This window comes from Streptomyces flavofungini, assembly GCF_030388665.1.
GTDB classification, from domain to species: Bacteria; Actinomycetota; Actinomycetes; order Streptomycetales; family Streptomycetaceae; genus Streptomyces; species Streptomyces flavofungini_A.
In genome coordinates this window covers 7,959,637-7,976,646 of sequence record NZ_CP128846.1, presented here as the reverse complement: position 1 = coordinate 7,976,646, position 17,010 = coordinate 7,959,637, and the positions used below count along the sequence as shown (strand labels likewise).

Below are 17,010 nucleotides of genomic sequence, written 5' to 3'. Positions count from 1 at the left end.
TCACCCGTGACCGACCGCCGACGGCCCGGCACGAGCGCCGGATCCACCGCCGCACAAGCGCCGGTTCCGCCGCCGGGAGCGGCTCACTGGCTGTTGGTGCCGAAGTCCTCGGGCGAGATCTGATCGAGGAACTCGCGGAACTTCTCCACCTCGTCCTCCTGCTCGTCCGGAATGGCGATCCCAGCGTCGTCGAGCACCCCGTCGCTGCCGAAGATCGGCGTCCCGGTGCGCAGCGCGAGCGCTATGGCGTCGGAGGGCCGCGCGCTCACCTCGACCCCACTGGCGAAGACCAGCTCGGCGTAGAACACGCCTTCTCGCAGGTCGGTGATGCGTACTTCGGTGAGCTCCTGGCCTACGGCCTCCAGCACGTCCTTGAACAGGTCGTGCGTCAGCGGCCGCGCGGGCGCCATGCCCTGCTGTGCGAAGGCGATGGCGGTCGCCTCCCCTGGTCCGATCCAGATGGGGAGGTACCGGTCGCCTCCCACTTCACGCAGGAGCACGATCGGCTGGTTGGAGGGCATTTCGACCCGGACACCTACGACGTCGAGCTCGTTCACACAGCAACCCTAGGACGTGCCCGGCAGGTTTGGGTAGTCGGGCACCGATCGGGTCAGCGCACCCGGACGCCGAGCGCACTGTGCACGAGCGCCGCGTGCAGCCTGCCCGTGAGCCCCGCGAGCTCCTTCGTACGGGCTTCCGCATGGGCCCTGGTCTGCGGATTGCGGTGCCTGCGCAGCGGCGCGACGACCTGGTCCACGAGGCCGGCCTCCCGGTCTGCGGCCGCTTTCATGGCTCGCAGATGGCGGGGTTCGATACCGAATCGCCCGAGTTCCACGACCAGAGCGGCCACCGTCACGGCGTCCGCGTCGTAGCTGCCGTCGGGCAAGGGCGTGATCAGGCCGTACGTCTCCCATTCGGCGAGCTGCCGCTCGTCGGCCTCGGCTGCGGCCAGCAGGGTGTCACGGCCGAGCCGGGCCGCCGTGCGCTCCTCCTCCGCCTCCGCGAGTTCGCTGTCGGCGGATTCGGGCGACTGCCCGGGCGCGGGTACGGCGGGGCCCTCGCCGCGCTCCGCGGCGTCCAGCTGCTCGCGGATCACTTTCAGCGGCAGGTAGTGGTCGCGCTGCATCCGCAGGACGTACCCGAGCCGCTCGACGTCCTCGGGACTGAACTTGCGGTAGCCGGAGGGCGTTCGCTGCGGCTCGATGAGTCCTTCGGACTCCAAGAACCTGATCTTGGAGATGGTGACCTCGGGAAATTCGTCACGCAGCACGTTCAGCACGGTGCCGATGCTCATCAGCCGGTGATCCGCGGCGGCGGTGCCGTTTCCGGCACCGCCCCTCGTTGTGTGCAGCATGGACCTTCCTGGGGGTCCCCCCAGACGGAGTCTGGGGGAGGGTCAGATGCCCCGCTGGCTCGCGTAGAAGACCAGCCGGTACTTGCCGATCTGCACCTCGTCACCGTTGGACAGCGCGACGGAGTCGATCCGCTCCCGGTTCACATACGTGCCGTTGAGGCTGCCCACGTCGGCGACGGTGAAGGAGCCGTCCGCGAGGCGACGGAACTCCACGTGACGGCGCGACACGGTCACGTCGTCCAGGAAGATGTCGCTCTGCGGGTGGCGCCCCGCCGTCGTCAGCTCGCCGTCCAGGAGGAAGCGGCTGCCCGAGTTCGGGCCGCGCCGCACGACGAGCAGCGCCGAGCCGAGCGGCAGCGCGTCCACGGCCGCCTGGGCCTCGGGCGACAGCGCCGGGGACGGCGTCTGCCCCGTGACCTCGGCGTCGTAGGCCTCGAGTCCGGAGATGGAGATCGTCGAAGTGGTCTCGGACGGACGCTCGGCGACCGCTCCGGCCCGCAGCGGCGCACCGCAGTTGGAACAGAACCGGCTCGCCTGCGCGTTGCGGTTCCCGCACCTCGTACACACCAGGGCCGACATGGACGGATCCTCCTGCCGCGGCTGCCCCGCAGGGGCATGGGACGCGTACGGGTCGGAGGTAAACCCTCCACCCGTACTTGAGGTTGACGGTTCCCCGAAACCTATGCGGCCGGAACTGGCAGGGTCAACAGACGACGCGCCCTGTCCGCCCGAAATGTCTCCGCCGACCTGGTCCCGGAACAGGGGGCGCTCGCCCACCTGCGTCTCCGGCACGTCTGTGGCGCGCGGCGCACGATGACGGGCGTCTTCACGTGCGCTCTTGCCGAACAACTTCGCAAACAACTTCACGGGCGATTCCCCTTGACCGAAACAGACCCGCCCGTGGGGCAGGACGAACCCTGATTGCACACACCGTCATACCGCGGCACCACGGACATCCTCACAACGTCCGTAGCCGCCAAACAGTTTCCATCACGCACCCCGTCTGCGGTGCGCCGACCCCCCGCAACCTCATGCCCTGGACCAGCGGCCCCCATGCGCCCCCGGATCACTGGGAGGACGACCGAGCGTAGTCAGGCCGCTTCGCCGGTCGCAAGGCATCCACGACGATCTTCTCCGTACGTGCGACAGCGACCGTGGCCTGCTCCTTCTCCAGAGTCTGCACCACCCCGCCGGGAATGTTCAGAGCCGGCTCCAGGTCCTGCGGCTTGCCGATGACCTTGAAGCGGTAGGGCGCGGAGACCTTCCGGCCGTCCACCCGCACACCGCCGCCCGTCGCGTCCGACAAATGGGTACTGGCCACCACCCTGACGTCATTGACCTGGATGGCCTCCGCACCGGCGGCGCGCAACTCCTGGATGGCGTCGAGCAGCATGTCAGCCTCAACCGTCCCCTTCTTGTCGTCGATCGTCAGCGTGATGCCGGGGCCTTGCGCGGCCACGGTGCCCGCCAGGATGCCGAGCTGTCGTTCCCTCTCGGCGGTCTGCTTGCGAGCCTCCTCGGCCTGGTCCGAGCTGTTCTCGAGACCGGTGCGCTGTTCCTCCAGTCTCCGCTTCTCATCTTCCAGACGCTGACTTCGGTCATCCAGTTCATCGAGAATACGTACGAGATCTTCCTGTCGTGCCCCGCGCAGCGCACTGCTGTCGTTCGTGGACCGCACCTGGATGGCGAGCCCGAGGCCGAGAACGAACAGCAGCAGGGCGACGATGAGTTGCGCCCGTGTCAGGCGCGGCGGCCAGATTCCCTGTACGAGCCTCTGACGCCCGGTCAGGGAGGGGTCCCCGCCCTGACCGCCGGGCGGCCCGTCAGCGGCTGTGCGGGACGTCACCGGGACCTCCGGGGGCAGCTCCCTGCGCCCTCCGTCCGCGGATGGGCTGCCCATGTGCGCGGGCCTCTCGGGGTTCTTGGGGCGCTCGGGGTCGATGGGACTCATCGGCGTCACGCCCGGAAGACGTGCCGGCGGATCGCCGCGGCGTTGGAGAAGATCCGGATGCCGAGGACCACGACGACACCGGTGGACAGCTGCGCGCCCACGCCCAGCTTGTCGCCGAGGAAGACGATCAGGGCGGCCACCACCACGTTCGACAGGAACGACACCACGAAGACCTTGTCGTCGAAGATGCCGTCGAGCATCGCGCGCAGACCGCCGAACACCGCGTCGAGCGCGGCCACCACGGCGATCGGAAGGTACGGCTCGACCACCGCCGGAACCTCGGGCCGAACCAACAATCCGGCCACGACTCCCACGACGAGGCCCAGTACGGCGATCACGATGTGCCCTTTCCTGCCTTCGGCTCTGCTGTTCGTACGGTCACACTGGGCGCGGCCGGAAGCCGGATGTCCTCCACCGCCGAAATGCTGGTCCGGACGCCGAAGTTCTGCTGCAGACCGTGCAGATACTGGCCGTCGACGCTGTTCTGGAACCTCGTGCTCAGCTTCTGCCCGTCACCCACCGCGAGCACCGTATACGGCGGCACCAGCGGCTTGTTGTCGACCAGTATCGCGTCGCCGGCCGCCCTGATCGCCGACAGCGCGGTCAGCCGCTGGTCATTGATCGCGATGGCCTCGGCGCCCGACTCCCACAGGCCGTTGACGACCCGCTGCATGTCGCGGTCGCGCACCCGGCCGTTGTCGGAGAACCCCGAGCTCTCCCGCGGACCGCCGCCGCCCTGGTCGGCTTCCTTCTTGTCGTCGACCACGAGCTTCACGCCCGGCCCGTGCACTTCCGTCGCACCGGACAGCAGCGACACCAACTCGGCCCGGCCGCCGCCGTGTTTCTCCAGCGCGGCCCGCTGGCGCGCGCTCACGTCCCCGCGCAGGTCGTCGACCTCGTCCTCGAGCTCGTCCGCGTCCGCGGTCGCCGACTCGACCCGCTCGATCAGCTCGGAGCGCTCCTTGGCCAGCTCAGGCGCCGCTATCCGCGCCTGCGCCGCACCCACGGTCACCACGAGCGCGGCGAGCACCAGGCCGACCGCGAGCCCGAGCTTGGCCCGCAGCGTCTTGGGGACTCCACCTGTGCCGGATTCCCTCTTGCGGGCGGCCGCTTCCGCGTACCCCTCGTCCAGGCTGTGGTCCATGACAGTGGTGAGCAGCGACATGGAGGCGTCCGGGCGCCGGGGGCGCGAGACGGTGCTCCGAACGGGGGGCTGCTGCGGCATGCCGCACATCGTCGCACGTCGCGGGCACTACCTCCGAACGGCCCCACCGGCGTGCCGGACAGCGCCACTTACGGGTGCTGTCCGGCACATATGCGCCATCAGCGTCCGGCGCTGTCCACCACCGCGGCCCACTCGTCGAGCAGCGCCTGGGCGGACGCGTCGTCGGGTCCCTCGGCCCACAGGTGCGTGACGGCTTCGGCCGGGTCGGGCAGGACGAGCACCCAGCGTCCGTCGGCCTCCACGACCCGGACTCCGTCCGTCGTGTCCACGGACCGCTCTCCCGCGGCCTCCACGACGCGCCTCATCACCAGGCCCTTGACGGCCCAGGGAGTGGCGAGGTCGCGCCGCAGGACGTGCGCACGGGGGATCCTGGCGTCGATCTGGCTGAGCGTGAGCTGCGTACGCGCCACGAGCCCGATGAGCCGCACGAACGCCGCTGTGCCGTCGAAGACGCTGCTGAACTCGGGCACGATGAACCCGCCGCGCCCGTCTCCTCCGAAGACCGTCGAGTCACCGCGCCCGACCCGGGTCAGATCGTCCGGTGACGTCGTCGTCCACTCCACCTGGGTGCCGTGGTACGCAGCGACCTGCTCGGCGATACGTGTCGTGGTCACCGGCAGCGCGACCCGGCCGCTGCGCCGCTCCGCGGCCACCAGGTCCAGCATCACGAGGAGGGCCCGGTCGTCCTCGACGATGCGCCCCTTCTCGTCGACGAGCGAAAGCCGTTCGCCCACGGGGTCGAAGCGCACCCCGAAGGCCGCGCGGGCCGACGCAACGATCTCACCGAGCCGCATCAGACCGGACCGGCGCGCGTCGGCCGACTCGGTGGGCCGCGACTCGTCGAGCCCCGGGTTGATCGTCAGCGCGTCGACGCCGAGTTTCCCGAGCAGGCTGGGCAGGACGAGCCCGGCGCTGCCGTTGGACGCGTCCACGACGACCTTGAGCTCCGACTCGGCGATGCCTGTCGTGTCGACATTGCGCAGCAGCGATCCGGTGTAGGAGTCGAAGACGCTGGCGGGGAAGTGCAGGTCACCGATCTCTCCGGGGAAGGCACGACGGTACTCCTGGCGCGCGTACACCCGGTCGAGCTTGCGCTGGCTCGCCTGCGAGAGGTCCGCCCCGCGCCCGTCGAAGAACATGATGTCGACGGAGTCCGGCACCCCCGTCGTCGTACGGATCATGATGCCGCCGGCGCTGCCTCGCGCCGTCTGCTGCCGCGCGACCGGCAGGGGTACGTTCTCCAAGTCGCGTACGTCGATGGCGCTGGCCTGGAGGGCGGAGATCACAGCCCGCTTCAGGGCCCGCGCGCCACGCGAGTGGTCACGCGCCGTCGTGACCGTGGAGCCCTTCTTGAGCGTCGTCGCGTATGCGCCGGCGAGCCGCACGGCGAGTTCCGGTGTGATCTCCACGTTCAGGATGCCGGAGACACCTCGGGCTCCGAAGAGATGCGCCTGCCCGCGGGACTCCCAGATGACCGAGGTGTTGACGAACGCTCCTGCCTCGATCGTCTTGAACGGGTAGACCCGCACATTGCCCTGAATGATCGATTCTTCACCGACGAGGCATTCGTCGCCGATGACGGCGCCGTCCTCGATGCGGGAGGCCCGCATGATGTCGGTGTTCTTCCCGACGACACAGCCTCTCAGATTGCTGTGCTGCCCGATGTAGACGTTGTCGTGCACGACGGCCTTGTGCAGGAACGCGCCGCTCTTCACGACGACGTTCGAACCGACGACGGTGTGCTCTCGGATCTCGGCGTCCGCTTCGATCTTCGCGTAGTCACCGACGTACAGCGGACCCCGCAGTACGGCGTCGGGATGGACTTCGGCACCTTCGGCGACCCATACGCCGGGCGAGATCTCGAAGCCGTCGAGTTCGACGTCGACCTTGCCTTCAAGGACGTCCGCCTGGGCCTTCACATAGCTCTCGTGCGTTCCGACGTCCTCCCAGTAGCCCTCGGCGATGTAGCCGTAGATGGGCTTGCCTTCCTTCATGAGCTGTGGGAAGACGTCACCCGACCAGTCGACCGGGACATCCGCCTCGACGTAGTCGAAGACCTCGGGCTCCATCACATAGATGCCCGTGTTCACCGTGTCGGAGAAGACCTGCCCCCAGGTCGGCTTCTCGAGGAAGCGCTCGACCTTGCCTTCTTCGTCGACGATGGTGATGCCGAATTCCAACGGATTGGGGACACGTGTCAGACAAACAGTGACAAGCGCCCCCTTTTCCTTGTGGAAGCGGATCAGATCGGTGAGGTCGAAGTCGGTCAGAGCGTCACCGGAGATGACGACAAAGGCGTCGTCCTTCAGAGCCTCTTCAGCGTTCTTCACGCTGCCGGCGGTGCCGAGTGGCTTCTCCTCATTGGCATAGGTGAGCTCCATCCCGAGCTCTTCACCGTCGCCGAAGTAATTCTTGACGAGCGACGCCAGGAACTGGACTGTCACTACGGTCTCGGTAAGCCCATGCTTCTTCAGCAGGCGCAGCACATGCTCCATGATCGGCCGGTTGGCCACCGGCAGGAGCGGCTTGGGCATGCTCGAGGTCATGGGGCGCAGGCGTGTGCCTTCGCCCCCGGCCATCACGACGGCCTTCATGTCGGAAACGTCCTCCTTGATAGACGACGAACTAGCCGACTCAGCCTGCCAGGATTGGCCCGTTCACTCAGGTACGAGCCTTCCGGCCGCCCCACCCGTCATTTTGACGGGCTCAATCGGCCATGACATCCGTCTTGACAAGTCGGCGGACCTGAACCACGTAGAGGATCCCTGCCCACCAGTACAGCGTTGTACCCCATCCGGCGAACGCCCATCCGAAAATAGCAGCGAGTGTATGGATCCAGCCACTTCCGTCACTGAGCAGCAGCAGCGGAAAAGCGTACATCAGGTTGAAGGTCGCGGCCTTGCCGAGGAAGTTCACCTGCGGCGGCGGATAGCCGTGCCGCCTGAGGATCCAGACCATCACCAGCAGAACCAGTTCGCGCAGCAGTAGCAGTCCGGTCAGCCACAGCGGAAGAATCCCACGCCAGGTGAGGCCGACGAGCGTCGAGAGGATATACAGCCGGTCGGCTGCCGGGTCGAGGAGCCGGCCCAGGTTGCTGATCTGGTTCCATCGCCGCGCCAGTTTGCCGTCGAGATAGTCGCTGACGCCGCTCAGCGCGAGGACGAGCAGGGCCCAGCCGTCGCTGTTCGGCCCGCCGAACTCCGGCCTGAGGATCAGCCACAGGAAGAGGGGCACACCGACGAGACGCGCCATGCTGAGGATGTTCGGGATGGTGAGGACCCGGTCCGTCTGGACACGAGTCTCCTGGACCTCCACCCGGGGGCCTCCTGTGGGGAACGAGCCAATGATGCCCCCTGACCTTACCGTCAGTTGTCAGACGGCTGTGCAGAGGGGGTGGCGCGGCTCCGGGTGAGCCCGGAAAGGATTCCAGAAAAGCAAAAAAGCCGTGGTCCCCGGACTTATGTCCGGGGACCACGGCTTTAATCAAATCAAGTTCGGCGGCGTCCTACTCTCCCACAGGGTCCCCCCTGCAGTACCATCGGCGCTGTAAGGCTTAGCTTCCGGGTTCGGAATGTAACCGGGCGTTTCCCTCACGCTATGACCACCGAAACACTATGAAACTTTTCAAACGACCGCACCACACCATCACCATGGCATGGGGTTGTTCGTGGTTTCAGAACCAACACAGTGGACGCGAGCAACTGAGGACAAGCCCTCGGCCTATTAGTACCAGTCAACTCCACCCCTCACAGGGCTTCCATATCTGGCCTATCAACCCAGTCGTCTACTGGGAGCCTTAACCCCTCAAAGGAGGTGGGAGTCCTCATCTCGAAGCAGGCTTCCCGCTTAGATGCTTTCAGCGGTTATCCTTTCCGAACGTAGCCAACCAGCCATGCCCTTGGCAGAACAACTGGCACACCAGAGGTTCGTCCGTCCCGGTCCTCTCGTACTAGGGACAGCCCTTCTCAAGACTCCTACGCGCACAGCGGATAGGGACCGAACTGTCTCACGACGTTCTAAACCCAGCTCGCGTACCGCTTTAATGGGCGAACAGCCCAACCCTTGGGACCGACTCCAGCCCCAGGATGCGACGAGCCGACATCGAGGTGCCAAACCATCCCGTCGATATGGACTCTTGGGGAAGATCAGCCTGTTATCCCCGGGGTACCTTTTATCCGTTGAGCGACGGCGCTTCCACAAGCCACCGCCGGATCACTAGTCCCGACTTTCGTCCCTGCTCGACCCGTCAGTCTCACAGTCAAGCTCCCTTGTGCACTTACACTCAACACCTGATTACCAACCAGGCTGAGGGAACCTTTGGGCGCCTCCGTTACCCTTTGGGAGGCAACCGCCCCAGTTAAACTACCCATCAGACACTGTCCCTGATCCGGATCACGGACCCAGGTTAGACATCCAGCACGACCAGAGTGGTATTTCAACGACGACTCCACGAACACTGGCGTGCCCGCTTCACAGTCTCCCACCTATCCTACACAAGCCGAACCGAACACCAATATCAAACTGTAGTAAAGGTCCCGGGGTCTTTCCGTCCTGCTGCGCGAAACGAGCATCTTTACTCGTAGTGCAATTTCACCGGGCCTATGGTTGAGACAGTCGAGAAGTCGTTACGCCATTCGTGCAGGTCGGAACTTACCCGACAAGGAATTTCGCTACCTTAGGATGGTTATAGTTACCACCGCCGTTTACTGGCGCTTAAGTTCTCAGCTTCGCCACCCCGAAGAGTGACTAACCGGTCCCCTTAACGTTCCAGCACCGGGCAGGCGTCAGTCCGTATACATCGCCTTACGGCTTCGCACGGACCTGTGTTTTTAGTAAACAGTCGCTTCTCGCTGGTCTCTGCGGCCACCCCCAGCTCAGACAGCAAGTGTCATCACCAGAAATGGCCCCCCTTCTCCCGAAGTTACGGGGGCATTTTGCCGAGTTCCTTAACCATAGTTCACCCGAACGCCTCGGTATTCTCTACCTGACCACCTGAGTCGGTTTAGGGTACGGGCCGCCATGAAACTCGCTAGAGGCTTTTCTCGACAGCATAGGATCATCCACTTCACCACAATCGGCTCGGCATCAGGTCTCACCCACAAGAACGACGGATTTGCCTATCGCTCGGGCTACACCCTTACCCCGGGACAACCACCGCCCGGGCTGGACTACCTTCCTGCGTCACCCCATCACTCACCTACTACCAGATCGGGTCAGCGGCTCCACCACTCCCCTTCGCCCGAAGGCTCCAGGGCGGCTTCACGGCCTTAGCATCACTGGATTCGATGTTTGACGCTTCACAGCGGGTACCGGAATATCAACCGGTTATCCATCGACTACGCCTGTCGGCCTCGCCTTAGGTCCCGACTTACCCTGGGCAGATCAGCTTGACCCAGGAACCCTTAGTCAATCGGCGCACACGTTTCTCACGTATGTATCGCTACTCATGCCTGCATTCTCACTCGTGAACCGTCCACCACTCGCTTACGCGGCAGCTTCACCCGGCACACGACGCTCCCCTACCCAACCCAGCGGGCGTTGGCCCTCATGCTGGATTGACACGACTTCGGCGGTACGCTTGAGCCCCGCTACATTGTCGGCGCGGAATCACTAGACCAGTGAGCTATTACGCACTCTTTCAAGGGTGGCTGCTTCTAAGCCAACCTCCTGGTTGTCTCTGCGACTCCACATCCTTTCCCACTTAGCGTACGCTTAGGGGCCTTAGTCGATGCTCTGGGCTGTTTCCCTCTCGACCATGGAGCTTATCCCCCACAGTCTCACTGCCGCGCTCTCACTTACCGGCATTCGGAGTTTGGCTAAGGTCAGTAACCCGGTAGGGCCCATCGCCTATCCAGTGCTCTACCTCCGGCAAGAAACACACGACGCTGCACCTAAATGCATTTCGGGGAGAACCAGCTATCACGGAGTTTGATTGGCCTTTCACCCCTAACCACAGGTCATCCCCCAGGTTTTCAACCCTGGTGGGTTCGGCCCTCCACGAAGTCTTACCTCCGCTTCAGCCTGCCCATGGCTAGATCACTCCGCTTCGGGTCTTGAGCGCGCTACTAAACCGCCCTATTCGGACTCGCTTTCGCTACGGCTTCCCCACACGGGTTAACCTCGCAACACACCGCAAACTCGCAGGCTCATTCTTCAAAAGGCACGCAGTCACGACGCAAGGAACAAGTTCCCCGCGCGACGCTCCCACGGCTTGTAGGCACACGGTTTCAGGTACTATTTCACTCCGCTCCCGCGGTACTTTTCACCATTCCCTCACGGTACTATCCGCTATCGGTCACCAGGGAATATTTAGGCTTAACGGGTGGTCCCGCCAGATTCACACGGGATTTCTCGGGCCCCGTGCTACTTGGGTGTCTCTCAAACGAGCCGCTGACGTTTCGACTACGGGGGTCTTACCCTCTACGCCGGACCTTTCGCATGTCCTTCGCCTACATCAACGGTTTCTGACTCGTCCTGTCGCCGGCAGACAACAGAAGAGAGATCCCACAACCCCGTATACGCAACCCCTGCCGGGTCTCACACGCATACGGTTTGGCCTCATCCAGTTTCGCTCGCCACTACTCCCGGAATCACGGTTGTTTTCTCTTCCTGCGGGTACTGAGATGTTTCACTTCCCCGCGTTCCCTCCACACTGCCTATGTGTTCAGCAGCGGGTGACAGCCCATGACGACTGCCGGGTTTCCCCATTCGGAAACCCCCGGATCAAAGCCTGGTTGACGACTCCCCGGGGACTATCGTGGCCTCCCACGTCCTTCATCGGTTCCTGGTGCCAAGGCATCCACCGTGCGCCCTTAAAAACTTGGCCACAGATGCTCGCGTCCACTGTGCAGTTCTCAAACAACGACCAACCACCCATCACAGCCCGCCGAAACGAACCTTCACTGGGGTCGGCATTGAGGTCAGGAACAAGTCCGTACCCTCAGACACCCAACAGCGTGCCCGACACAGTCGATTGCTGATGTTCACGTTCCACGCCGAAGCAGTACTAGCGAACCCACCGAATCATCTGTGCCGAGTAGTCAACGTTCCACCCATGAGCAACCAGCATCAGACATTCGCTGATGTACTGGCCTCTGACCGAGCGAACTCGGTAAGAAGTGCTCCTTAGAAAGGAGGTGATCCAGCCGCACCTTCCGGTACGGCTACCTTGTTACGACTTCGTCCCAATCGCCAGTCCCACCTTCGACAGCTCCCTCCCACAAGGGGTTGGGCCACCGGCTTCGGGTGTTACCGACTTTCGTGACGTGACGGGCGGTGTGTACAAGGCCCGGGAACGTATTCACCGCAGCAATGCTGATCTGCGATTACTAGCGACTCCGACTTCATGGGGTCGAGTTGCAGACCCCAATCCGAACTGAGACCGGCTTTTTGAGATTCGCTCCACCTCGCGGTATCGCAGCTCATTGTACCGGCCATTGTAGCACGTGTGCAGCCCAAGACATAAGGGGCATGATGACTTGACGTCGTCCCCACCTTCCTCCGAGTTGACCCCGGCGGTCTCCCGTGAGTCCCCAACACCCCGAAGGGCTTGCTGGCAACACGGGACAAGGGTTGCGCTCGTTGCGGGACTTAACCCAACATCTCACGACACGAGCTGACGACAGCCATGCACCACCTGTACACCGACCACAAGGGGGCGACCATCTCTGGCCGTTTCCGGTGTATGTCAAGCCTTGGTAAGGTTCTTCGCGTTGCGTCGAATTAAGCCACATGCTCCGCCGCTTGTGCGGGCCCCCGTCAATTCCTTTGAGTTTTAGCCTTGCGGCCGTACTCCCCAGGCGGGGCACTTAATGCGTTAGCTGCGGCACGGACAACGTGGAATGTTGCCCACACCTAGTGCCCACCGTTTACGGCGTGGACTACCAGGGTATCTAATCCTGTTCGCTCCCCACGCTTTCGCTCCTCAGCGTCAGTATCGGCCCAGAGATCCGCCTTCGCCACCGGTGTTCCTCCTGATATCTGCGCATTTCACCGCTACACCAGGAATTCCGATCTCCCCTACCGAACTCTAGCCTGCCCGTATCGACTGCAGACCCGGGGTTAAGCCCCGGGCTTTCACAACCGACGTGACAAGCCGCCTACGAGCTCTTTACGCCCAATAATTCCGGACAACGCTTGCGCCCTACGTATTACCGCGGCTGCTGGCACGTAGTTAGCCGGCGCTTCTTCTGCAGGTACCGTCACTTGCGCTTCTTCCCTGCTGAAAGAGGTTTACAACCCGAAGGCCGTCATCCCTCACGCGGCGTCGCTGCATCAGGCTTTCGCCCATTGTGCAATATTCCCCACTGCTGCCTCCCGTAGGAGTCTGGGCCGTGTCTCAGTCCCAGTGTGGCCGGTCGCCCTCTCAGGCCGGCTACCCGTCGTCGCCTTGGTGAGCCACTACCTCACCAACAAGCTGATAGGCCGCGGGCTCATCCTGCACCGCCGGAGCTTTCAACCCCCTCCCATGCGAGAGAAGGTGTTATCCGGTATTAGACCCCGTTTCCAGGGCTTGTCCCAGAGTGCAGGGCAGATTGCCCACGTGTTACTCACCCGTTCGCCACTAATCCACCCCGAAGGGCTTCATCGTTCGACTTGCATGTGTTAAGCACGCCGCCAGCGTTCGTCCTGAGCCAGGATCAAACTCTCCGTGAATGCTTCCGGGATATCCCGGCGACACACACGAGAGCGGAACCAGGAGAGGAATAATCCCCCGGTTCACAGCGTCCTCGCTGTGCGCCTGCACGGACCATGCCGCACAGGACTTCTTCAAAGGAACCTCGCCACCGGACTGACGTCCAGTAGACGGGGCATCAACATATCTGGCGTTGACTTTTGGCACGCTGTTGAGTTCTCAAGGAACGGACGCTTCCTTCGTACTCACCCTCGCGGGCTTTCCTCCGGGCGCTTCCCTTCGGTGTTTCCAAACTCTATCAGGTCATTTTCGGCTCTCTGACCACGATGCTCTGTGGGCATGCAGAACCAAACCCCAAGATAGGATCCGACTCGATAGTTTCTGCCTGGCCGCGACGCTGTGTGCATCGCTCGGCGCTGGGCAGGAGTCCGACTCTACAACGGCGTTCGGGTCGGCGCAAATCGTTTGTGCAGTGCTTCTACACCTGCCAACCGGGACCTCTCATGCGGAACCGGGACTTCCTATGACTTACCCTTCTGAACAGTGCGTCGTCCAGGACAGGTAGTGACGGCGGTAACGATTCTCCACCCCCTGGGAGGCTTGCCATGACCAGCGTTTCGTCCCCGCTTGCTGGACGCGCCATCGGACTCGCCGCGGTACCCGACCCCGTCTTCTCTGGCGCGATGGTCGGCCCCGGCACGGCCATCGACCCGGTTCGCGAGCCCTCCGAGGCCGTCGCTCCCGTTGACGGCATCGTCGTATCTCTTCACCCGCACGCCTTCGTCGTCGTCGACGACCAGGGTCATGGCGTGCTGACGCACCTGGGTATCGACACCGTGCAGCTCAACGGTGAGGGCTTCGAGCTCCTCGTCAACAAGGGGGACACGGTGCAGCGCGGTCAGACCGTGGTGCGCTGGGACCCGGCCGCCGTCGAGGCCGCCGGCAAGTCCCCCATCTGCCCCATCGTGGCGCTCGAGGCGACGAACGAGTCCCTGGACGGCGTTGTCGAGGCCGGCGACGTGAAGGCCGGCGACGCTCTCTTCAGCTGGAAGTGACGTCGGTGCCGTCGGGGACCGACGGCAGGTAGGACAACCACCGCGACGGCTGGGCCCGTCGCACTAGCGGAGACGGGTGAAATGGAGACAACGCTGCGAGGCGTCGGCGTGAGCCACGGTGTCGCGATCGGCGAGGTTCGGCACATGGGCACGGCGGTTCTCGAGCCGCCGGCGAAGCAGATCCCGGCGGAGGACGCGGAGCGCGAACAGGGGCGCGCCCGCAAGGCCGTCGAGGCTGTGGCCGCCGACCTGATGGCGCGCGGCAACCTGGCCGGCGGCGAGGCCCAGGCGGTCCTCGAAGCCCAGGCGATGATCGCTCAGGACCCGGAGCTCATGGCCGACGTGGACCGACGCATCGCCGTCGGCAGCACGGCCGAGCGCGGCATCTACGACGCGTTCTCCCACTACCGCGAGCTCCTCGCGGGCGCCGGTGAGTACATGGCCGGTCGCGTCGCGGACCTCGACGACGTGCGGAACCGCATCGTCGCGCGTCTGCTCGGCGTGCCCATGCCGGGCGTGCCGGACAGCGACGAGCCGTACGTGCTCATCGCCCGTGACCTCGCGCCCGCGGACACCGCGCTGCTCGACCCGGCGCTGGTGCTCGGCTTCGTCACCGAAGAGGGCGGGCCGACCAGCCACAGCGCGATCCTGGCGCGGGCGCTCGGTGTGCCCGCCGTCGTCGCGCTGCCCGGTGCCGGTGAGCTCGCCGAGGGCACGGTCGTGGCCGTGGACGGCAGCACCGGCGAGATCTTCGTCGACCCCAGCGCGGAGAAGCGTGCCGAGCTGGAGGCCGCCGCTGCCGCGCGCAAGGCCGCGCTCGCGGCGTCGACGGGTCCCGGCGCCACGTCGGACGGACACAAGGTGCCGCTCCTCGCGAACGTCGGCGGTCCCGCTGACGTACCCGCGGCGGTCGAAGCCGGTGCCGAGGGCGTCGGTCTGTTCCGTACGGAGTTCCTCTTCCTCGACGACAGCACCAAGGCGCCGACCGAGGAGAAGCAGGTCGCGGCCTACCGTCAGGTCCTCGAAGCCTTCCCCGAGGGCCGTGTCGTCGTGCGGGTGCTCGACGCCGGCGCGGACAAGCCGCTCGACTTCCTGACGCCGACCGACGAGCCGAACCCGGCGCTCGGTGTGCGCGGTCTGCGTTCGCTCCTCGACCACCCCGAGGTGCTGCGGACGCAGCTGACCGCCCTTGCCAAGGCCGCGGAGGGGCTTCCCGTCTACCTCGAGGTCATGGCTCCGATGGTCGCGGACCGCGCCGACGCCAAGGCGTTCGCCGACGCGTGCCGTGAGGCGGGGCTGCGGGCCAAGTTCGGCGCCATGGTGGAGATTCCGTCCGCCGCGCTGCGGGCTCGCTCGATCCTGCAGGAGGTCGAGTTCCTTTCGCTCGGCACCAACGACCTCGCGCAGTACACCTTCGCCGCCGACCGCCAGGTCGGTGCGGTGTCCCGCCTCCAGGACCCGTGGCAGCCCGCGCTGCTCGACCTCGTCGCCCTGTCCGCCGAGTCGGCCAAGGCCGAGGGCAAGAGCTGCGGTGTGTGCGGCGAGGCCGCGTCCGACCCGCTGCTCGCCTGTGTCCTGACCGGTCTGGGTGTCACCTCCTTGTCGATGGGGGCGGCGTCGATTCCTTACGTCCGGGCGACGCTTGCCAAGTACACGCTGGCGCAGTGCGAGCGCGCTGCCGCGGCGGCCCGTGCCGCTGACAGCGCCGAAGAGGCTCGCAAGGCGGCGCAGGCGGTGCTGTCCGGCGAGTAGTCGGCTTCGGCCGTCGCGGGGGTCGCCGCTCGGCGGCTGTCCGCGTCTGTCCGGCTCTGTGGAAGGGGCGCTCCACCCGTGTGGTGGGGCGCCCCTTCCGTGCTCAGTGGTGGTGTCCCCCTTCTTGGGGCTCGTCGTCGCCCAGGTCGGGTGCGGCGCAGTAGTCGACGCCGGACTCGGGGGCGATGAGGTCGCCGGAGAGCGCGTCCGTGCAATAGGCGTCGAAGACTTCCGCGGAGGTGAGCGGGTGGAGGCGCTCGCCCTCCAGGCGCCAGCCCTGGACGCGGTCACGGGTGCCGTCGTGGGTGCGCATCACCAGGCCGCCCGCGCTCGCGGTGGCGATGCCCACCGCGAGGACCGTGGTGAACTCCAGGGCTTCCGTCTCGTCCAGGCGTGGAGCGCCGTCGTCGCACTCGACGTGCAGTGCGGCGAGGAGGGTCTGGCCCTCGCACGGGACGCTGCACACGAGGTGGCGGGCGACCGGACCGCCGCTGCTGATCGCGCGCATGAGCAGGTCGGAGGCGCGGGCGAAGGCGGCGCGTCCGATGTCGACGCCGCACTCCGCGCACGCGCCGATACGGGCGAGGAGCATGGTCCCGTACTCCCACGTGCCCTGTCGAACGGTCTCGTCGACGAGGTCGGGGACGATGTCTGCCAGGGCCTGGCCCTCGTACGGCATCGTCGGTCCCATGGCCGCCAGTTCGGCGGTGAAGCGGGTGCGGCTCGCGGAGGTGTCCGGGTCCAGGCCCGTCTCCGCGCAGAACTCGTCGTACGCCTCCGGGTCGAAGAGGGCGACGCTCGTCAGCCTGCCCTGGGCGGACAGGGCCTTGAGCAGTGCCTCCACCTGCTGCAGATACGTCACGTGGTCGTCGAAGGTGAAGCTGCGATAGCGGCGCATCGCCGCGAAGTCCTCGGCGTCGGCCAGCAGGCCGATGGTGCCGGCGACTTCGCGGCGCAGGACGCGTCGCATCGTGTCGTGCTGGTTGTGCCCCATGACTCCCCCTGCGGTCAGTCGATCAATGCTCACTCACCGTAACG

The 17,010-nt window shown here is 65.2% G+C and carries 11 protein-coding genes and 3 rRNA genes; 2 read left to right on the top strand and 12 right to left on the bottom strand.

What is annotated here, in order from left to right:
* Nucleotides 1–83: 83 nt before the first annotated feature.
* From QUY26_RS34320 to QUY26_RS34270, 11 genes are all read right to left on the bottom strand, one after another.
* Nucleotides 84–557 (bottom strand): bifunctional nuclease family protein, encoded by a 474-nt coding sequence (locus QUY26_RS34320; RefSeq protein WP_005475662.1) that lies wholly within the window; start codon nt 555–557, stop codon nt 84–86.
* Between the two features lie 53 nt (nt 558–610).
* Nucleotides 611–1,354: a transcriptional regulator FtsR gene (ftsR, locus tag QUY26_RS34315; RefSeq protein WP_289953607.1), complete on the bottom strand. Its 744-nt coding sequence runs from the start codon at nt 1,352–1,354 to the stop codon at nt 611–613.
* Nucleotides 1,355–1,396: 42 nt separating this feature from the next.
* Nucleotides 1,397–1,933 (bottom strand): FHA domain-containing protein, encoded by a 537-nt coding sequence (locus QUY26_RS34310; RefSeq protein WP_016638265.1) that lies wholly within the window; start codon nt 1,931–1,933, stop codon nt 1,397–1,399.
* Nucleotides 1,934–2,420: 487 nt separating this feature from the next.
* A complete protein-coding gene (locus QUY26_RS34305; RefSeq protein ID WP_289956278.1) occupies nt 2,421–3,254 on the bottom strand; it encodes a DUF881 domain-containing protein in 834 nt (277 codons plus the stop codon).
* Between the two features lie 56 nt (nt 3,255–3,310).
* On the bottom strand, nt 3,311–3,643 hold the full coding sequence (locus QUY26_RS34300) for a small basic family protein (RefSeq protein ID WP_003988855.1): 333 nt from the start codon (nt 3,641–3,643) through the stop codon (nt 3,311–3,313).
* Nucleotides 3,640–4,539, bottom strand: coding sequence for a DUF881 domain-containing protein (locus tag QUY26_RS34295; protein WP_289953606.1), 900 nt, complete (start codon nt 4,537–4,539; stop codon nt 3,640–3,642). Before QUY26_RS34295 ends, QUY26_RS34300 begins: the two co-directional genes overlap by 4 nt.
* Before the next feature lie 89 nt (nt 4,540–4,628).
* Nucleotides 4,629–7,124 carry a mannose-1-phosphate guanyltransferase gene (locus tag QUY26_RS34290; protein ID WP_289953605.1) on the bottom strand — a complete coding sequence of 832 codons (2,496 nt, stop codon included), beginning with the start codon at nt 7,122–7,124 and terminating at the stop codon, nt 4,629–4,631.
* A 112-nt stretch (nt 7,125–7,236) separates the two neighbouring features.
* The gene (locus QUY26_RS34285) at nt 7,237–7,845 is read right to left on the bottom strand and encodes a CDP-alcohol phosphatidyltransferase family protein (protein WP_289953604.1); all 609 of its coding nucleotides are present in this window, start codon (nt 7,843–7,845) and stop codon (nt 7,237–7,239) included.
* 177 nt (nt 7,846–8,022) lie between these two features.
* Nucleotides 8,023–8,139 (bottom strand): 5S ribosomal RNA (gene rrf / locus QUY26_RS34280).
* A gap of 94 nt (nt 8,140–8,233) precedes the next feature.
* Nucleotides 8,234–11,356 (bottom strand): 23S ribosomal RNA (locus QUY26_RS34275).
* Nucleotides 11,357–11,659: 303 nt separating this feature from the next.
* Nucleotides 11,660–13,185: ribosomal RNA gene (locus QUY26_RS34270) — 16S ribosomal RNA — on the bottom strand.
* The 16S, 23S and 5S rRNA genes sit together here, the layout of an rRNA operon.
* Before the next feature lie 585 nt (nt 13,186–13,770).
* Here QUY26_RS34270 and QUY26_RS34265 point away from each other — a divergent pair.
* Both QUY26_RS34265 and ptsP read left to right on the top strand, forming a co-directional pair.
* The gene (locus QUY26_RS34265; RefSeq protein WP_289953603.1) at nt 13,771–14,220 is read left to right on the top strand and encodes a PTS sugar transporter subunit IIA; all 450 of its coding nucleotides are present in this window, start codon (nt 13,771–13,773) and stop codon (nt 14,218–14,220) included.
* Nucleotides 14,221–14,301: 81 nt separating this feature from the next.
* Entirely contained in the window at nt 14,302–15,972 is a 1,671-nt protein-coding gene (gene ptsP / locus QUY26_RS34260) for a phosphoenolpyruvate--protein phosphotransferase (RefSeq protein WP_289953602.1), read from the top strand.
* A 103-nt stretch (nt 15,973–16,075) separates the two neighbouring features.
* Here ptsP and QUY26_RS34255 read toward each other — a convergent pair whose 3' ends face one another.
* Entirely contained in the window at nt 16,076–16,966 is an 891-nt protein-coding gene (locus QUY26_RS34255) for a hypothetical protein (protein ID WP_289956277.1), read from the bottom strand.
* Nucleotides 16,967–17,010 lie beyond the last annotated feature (44 nt).

Excerpts from the sequence above, each read along its gene's own strand:
- ftsR (WP_289953607.1), bottom strand. The coding sequence starts at position 1,354 with ATGCTGCACACAACGAGGGGCGGTGCCGGAAACGGCACCGCCGCCGCG.
- QUY26_RS34310 (WP_016638265.1), bottom strand. The coding sequence starts at position 1,933 with ATGTCGGCCCTGGTGTGTACGAGGTGCGGGAACCGCAACGCGCAGGCG.
- QUY26_RS34305 (WP_289956278.1), bottom strand. The coding sequence starts at position 3,254 with ATGGGCAGCCCATCCGCGGACGGAGGGCGCAGGGAGCTGCCCCCGGAG.
- QUY26_RS34295 (WP_289953606.1), bottom strand. The coding sequence starts at position 4,539 with ATGTGCGGCATGCCGCAGCAGCCCCCCGTTCGGAGCACCGTCTCGCGC.
- QUY26_RS34290 (WP_289953605.1), bottom strand. The coding sequence starts at position 7,124 with ATGAAGGCCGTCGTGATGGCCGGGGGCGAAGGCACACGCCTGCGCCCC.
- QUY26_RS34265 (WP_289953603.1), top strand. The coding sequence starts at position 13,771 with ATGACCAGCGTTTCGTCCCCGCTTGCTGGACGCGCCATCGGACTCGCC.
- ptsP (WP_289953602.1), top strand. The coding sequence starts at position 14,302 with ATGGAGACAACGCTGCGAGGCGTCGGCGTGAGCCACGGTGTCGCGATC.
- QUY26_RS34255 (WP_289956277.1), bottom strand. The coding sequence starts at position 16,966 with ATGGGGCACAACCAGCACGACACGATGCGACGCGTCCTGCGCCGCGAA.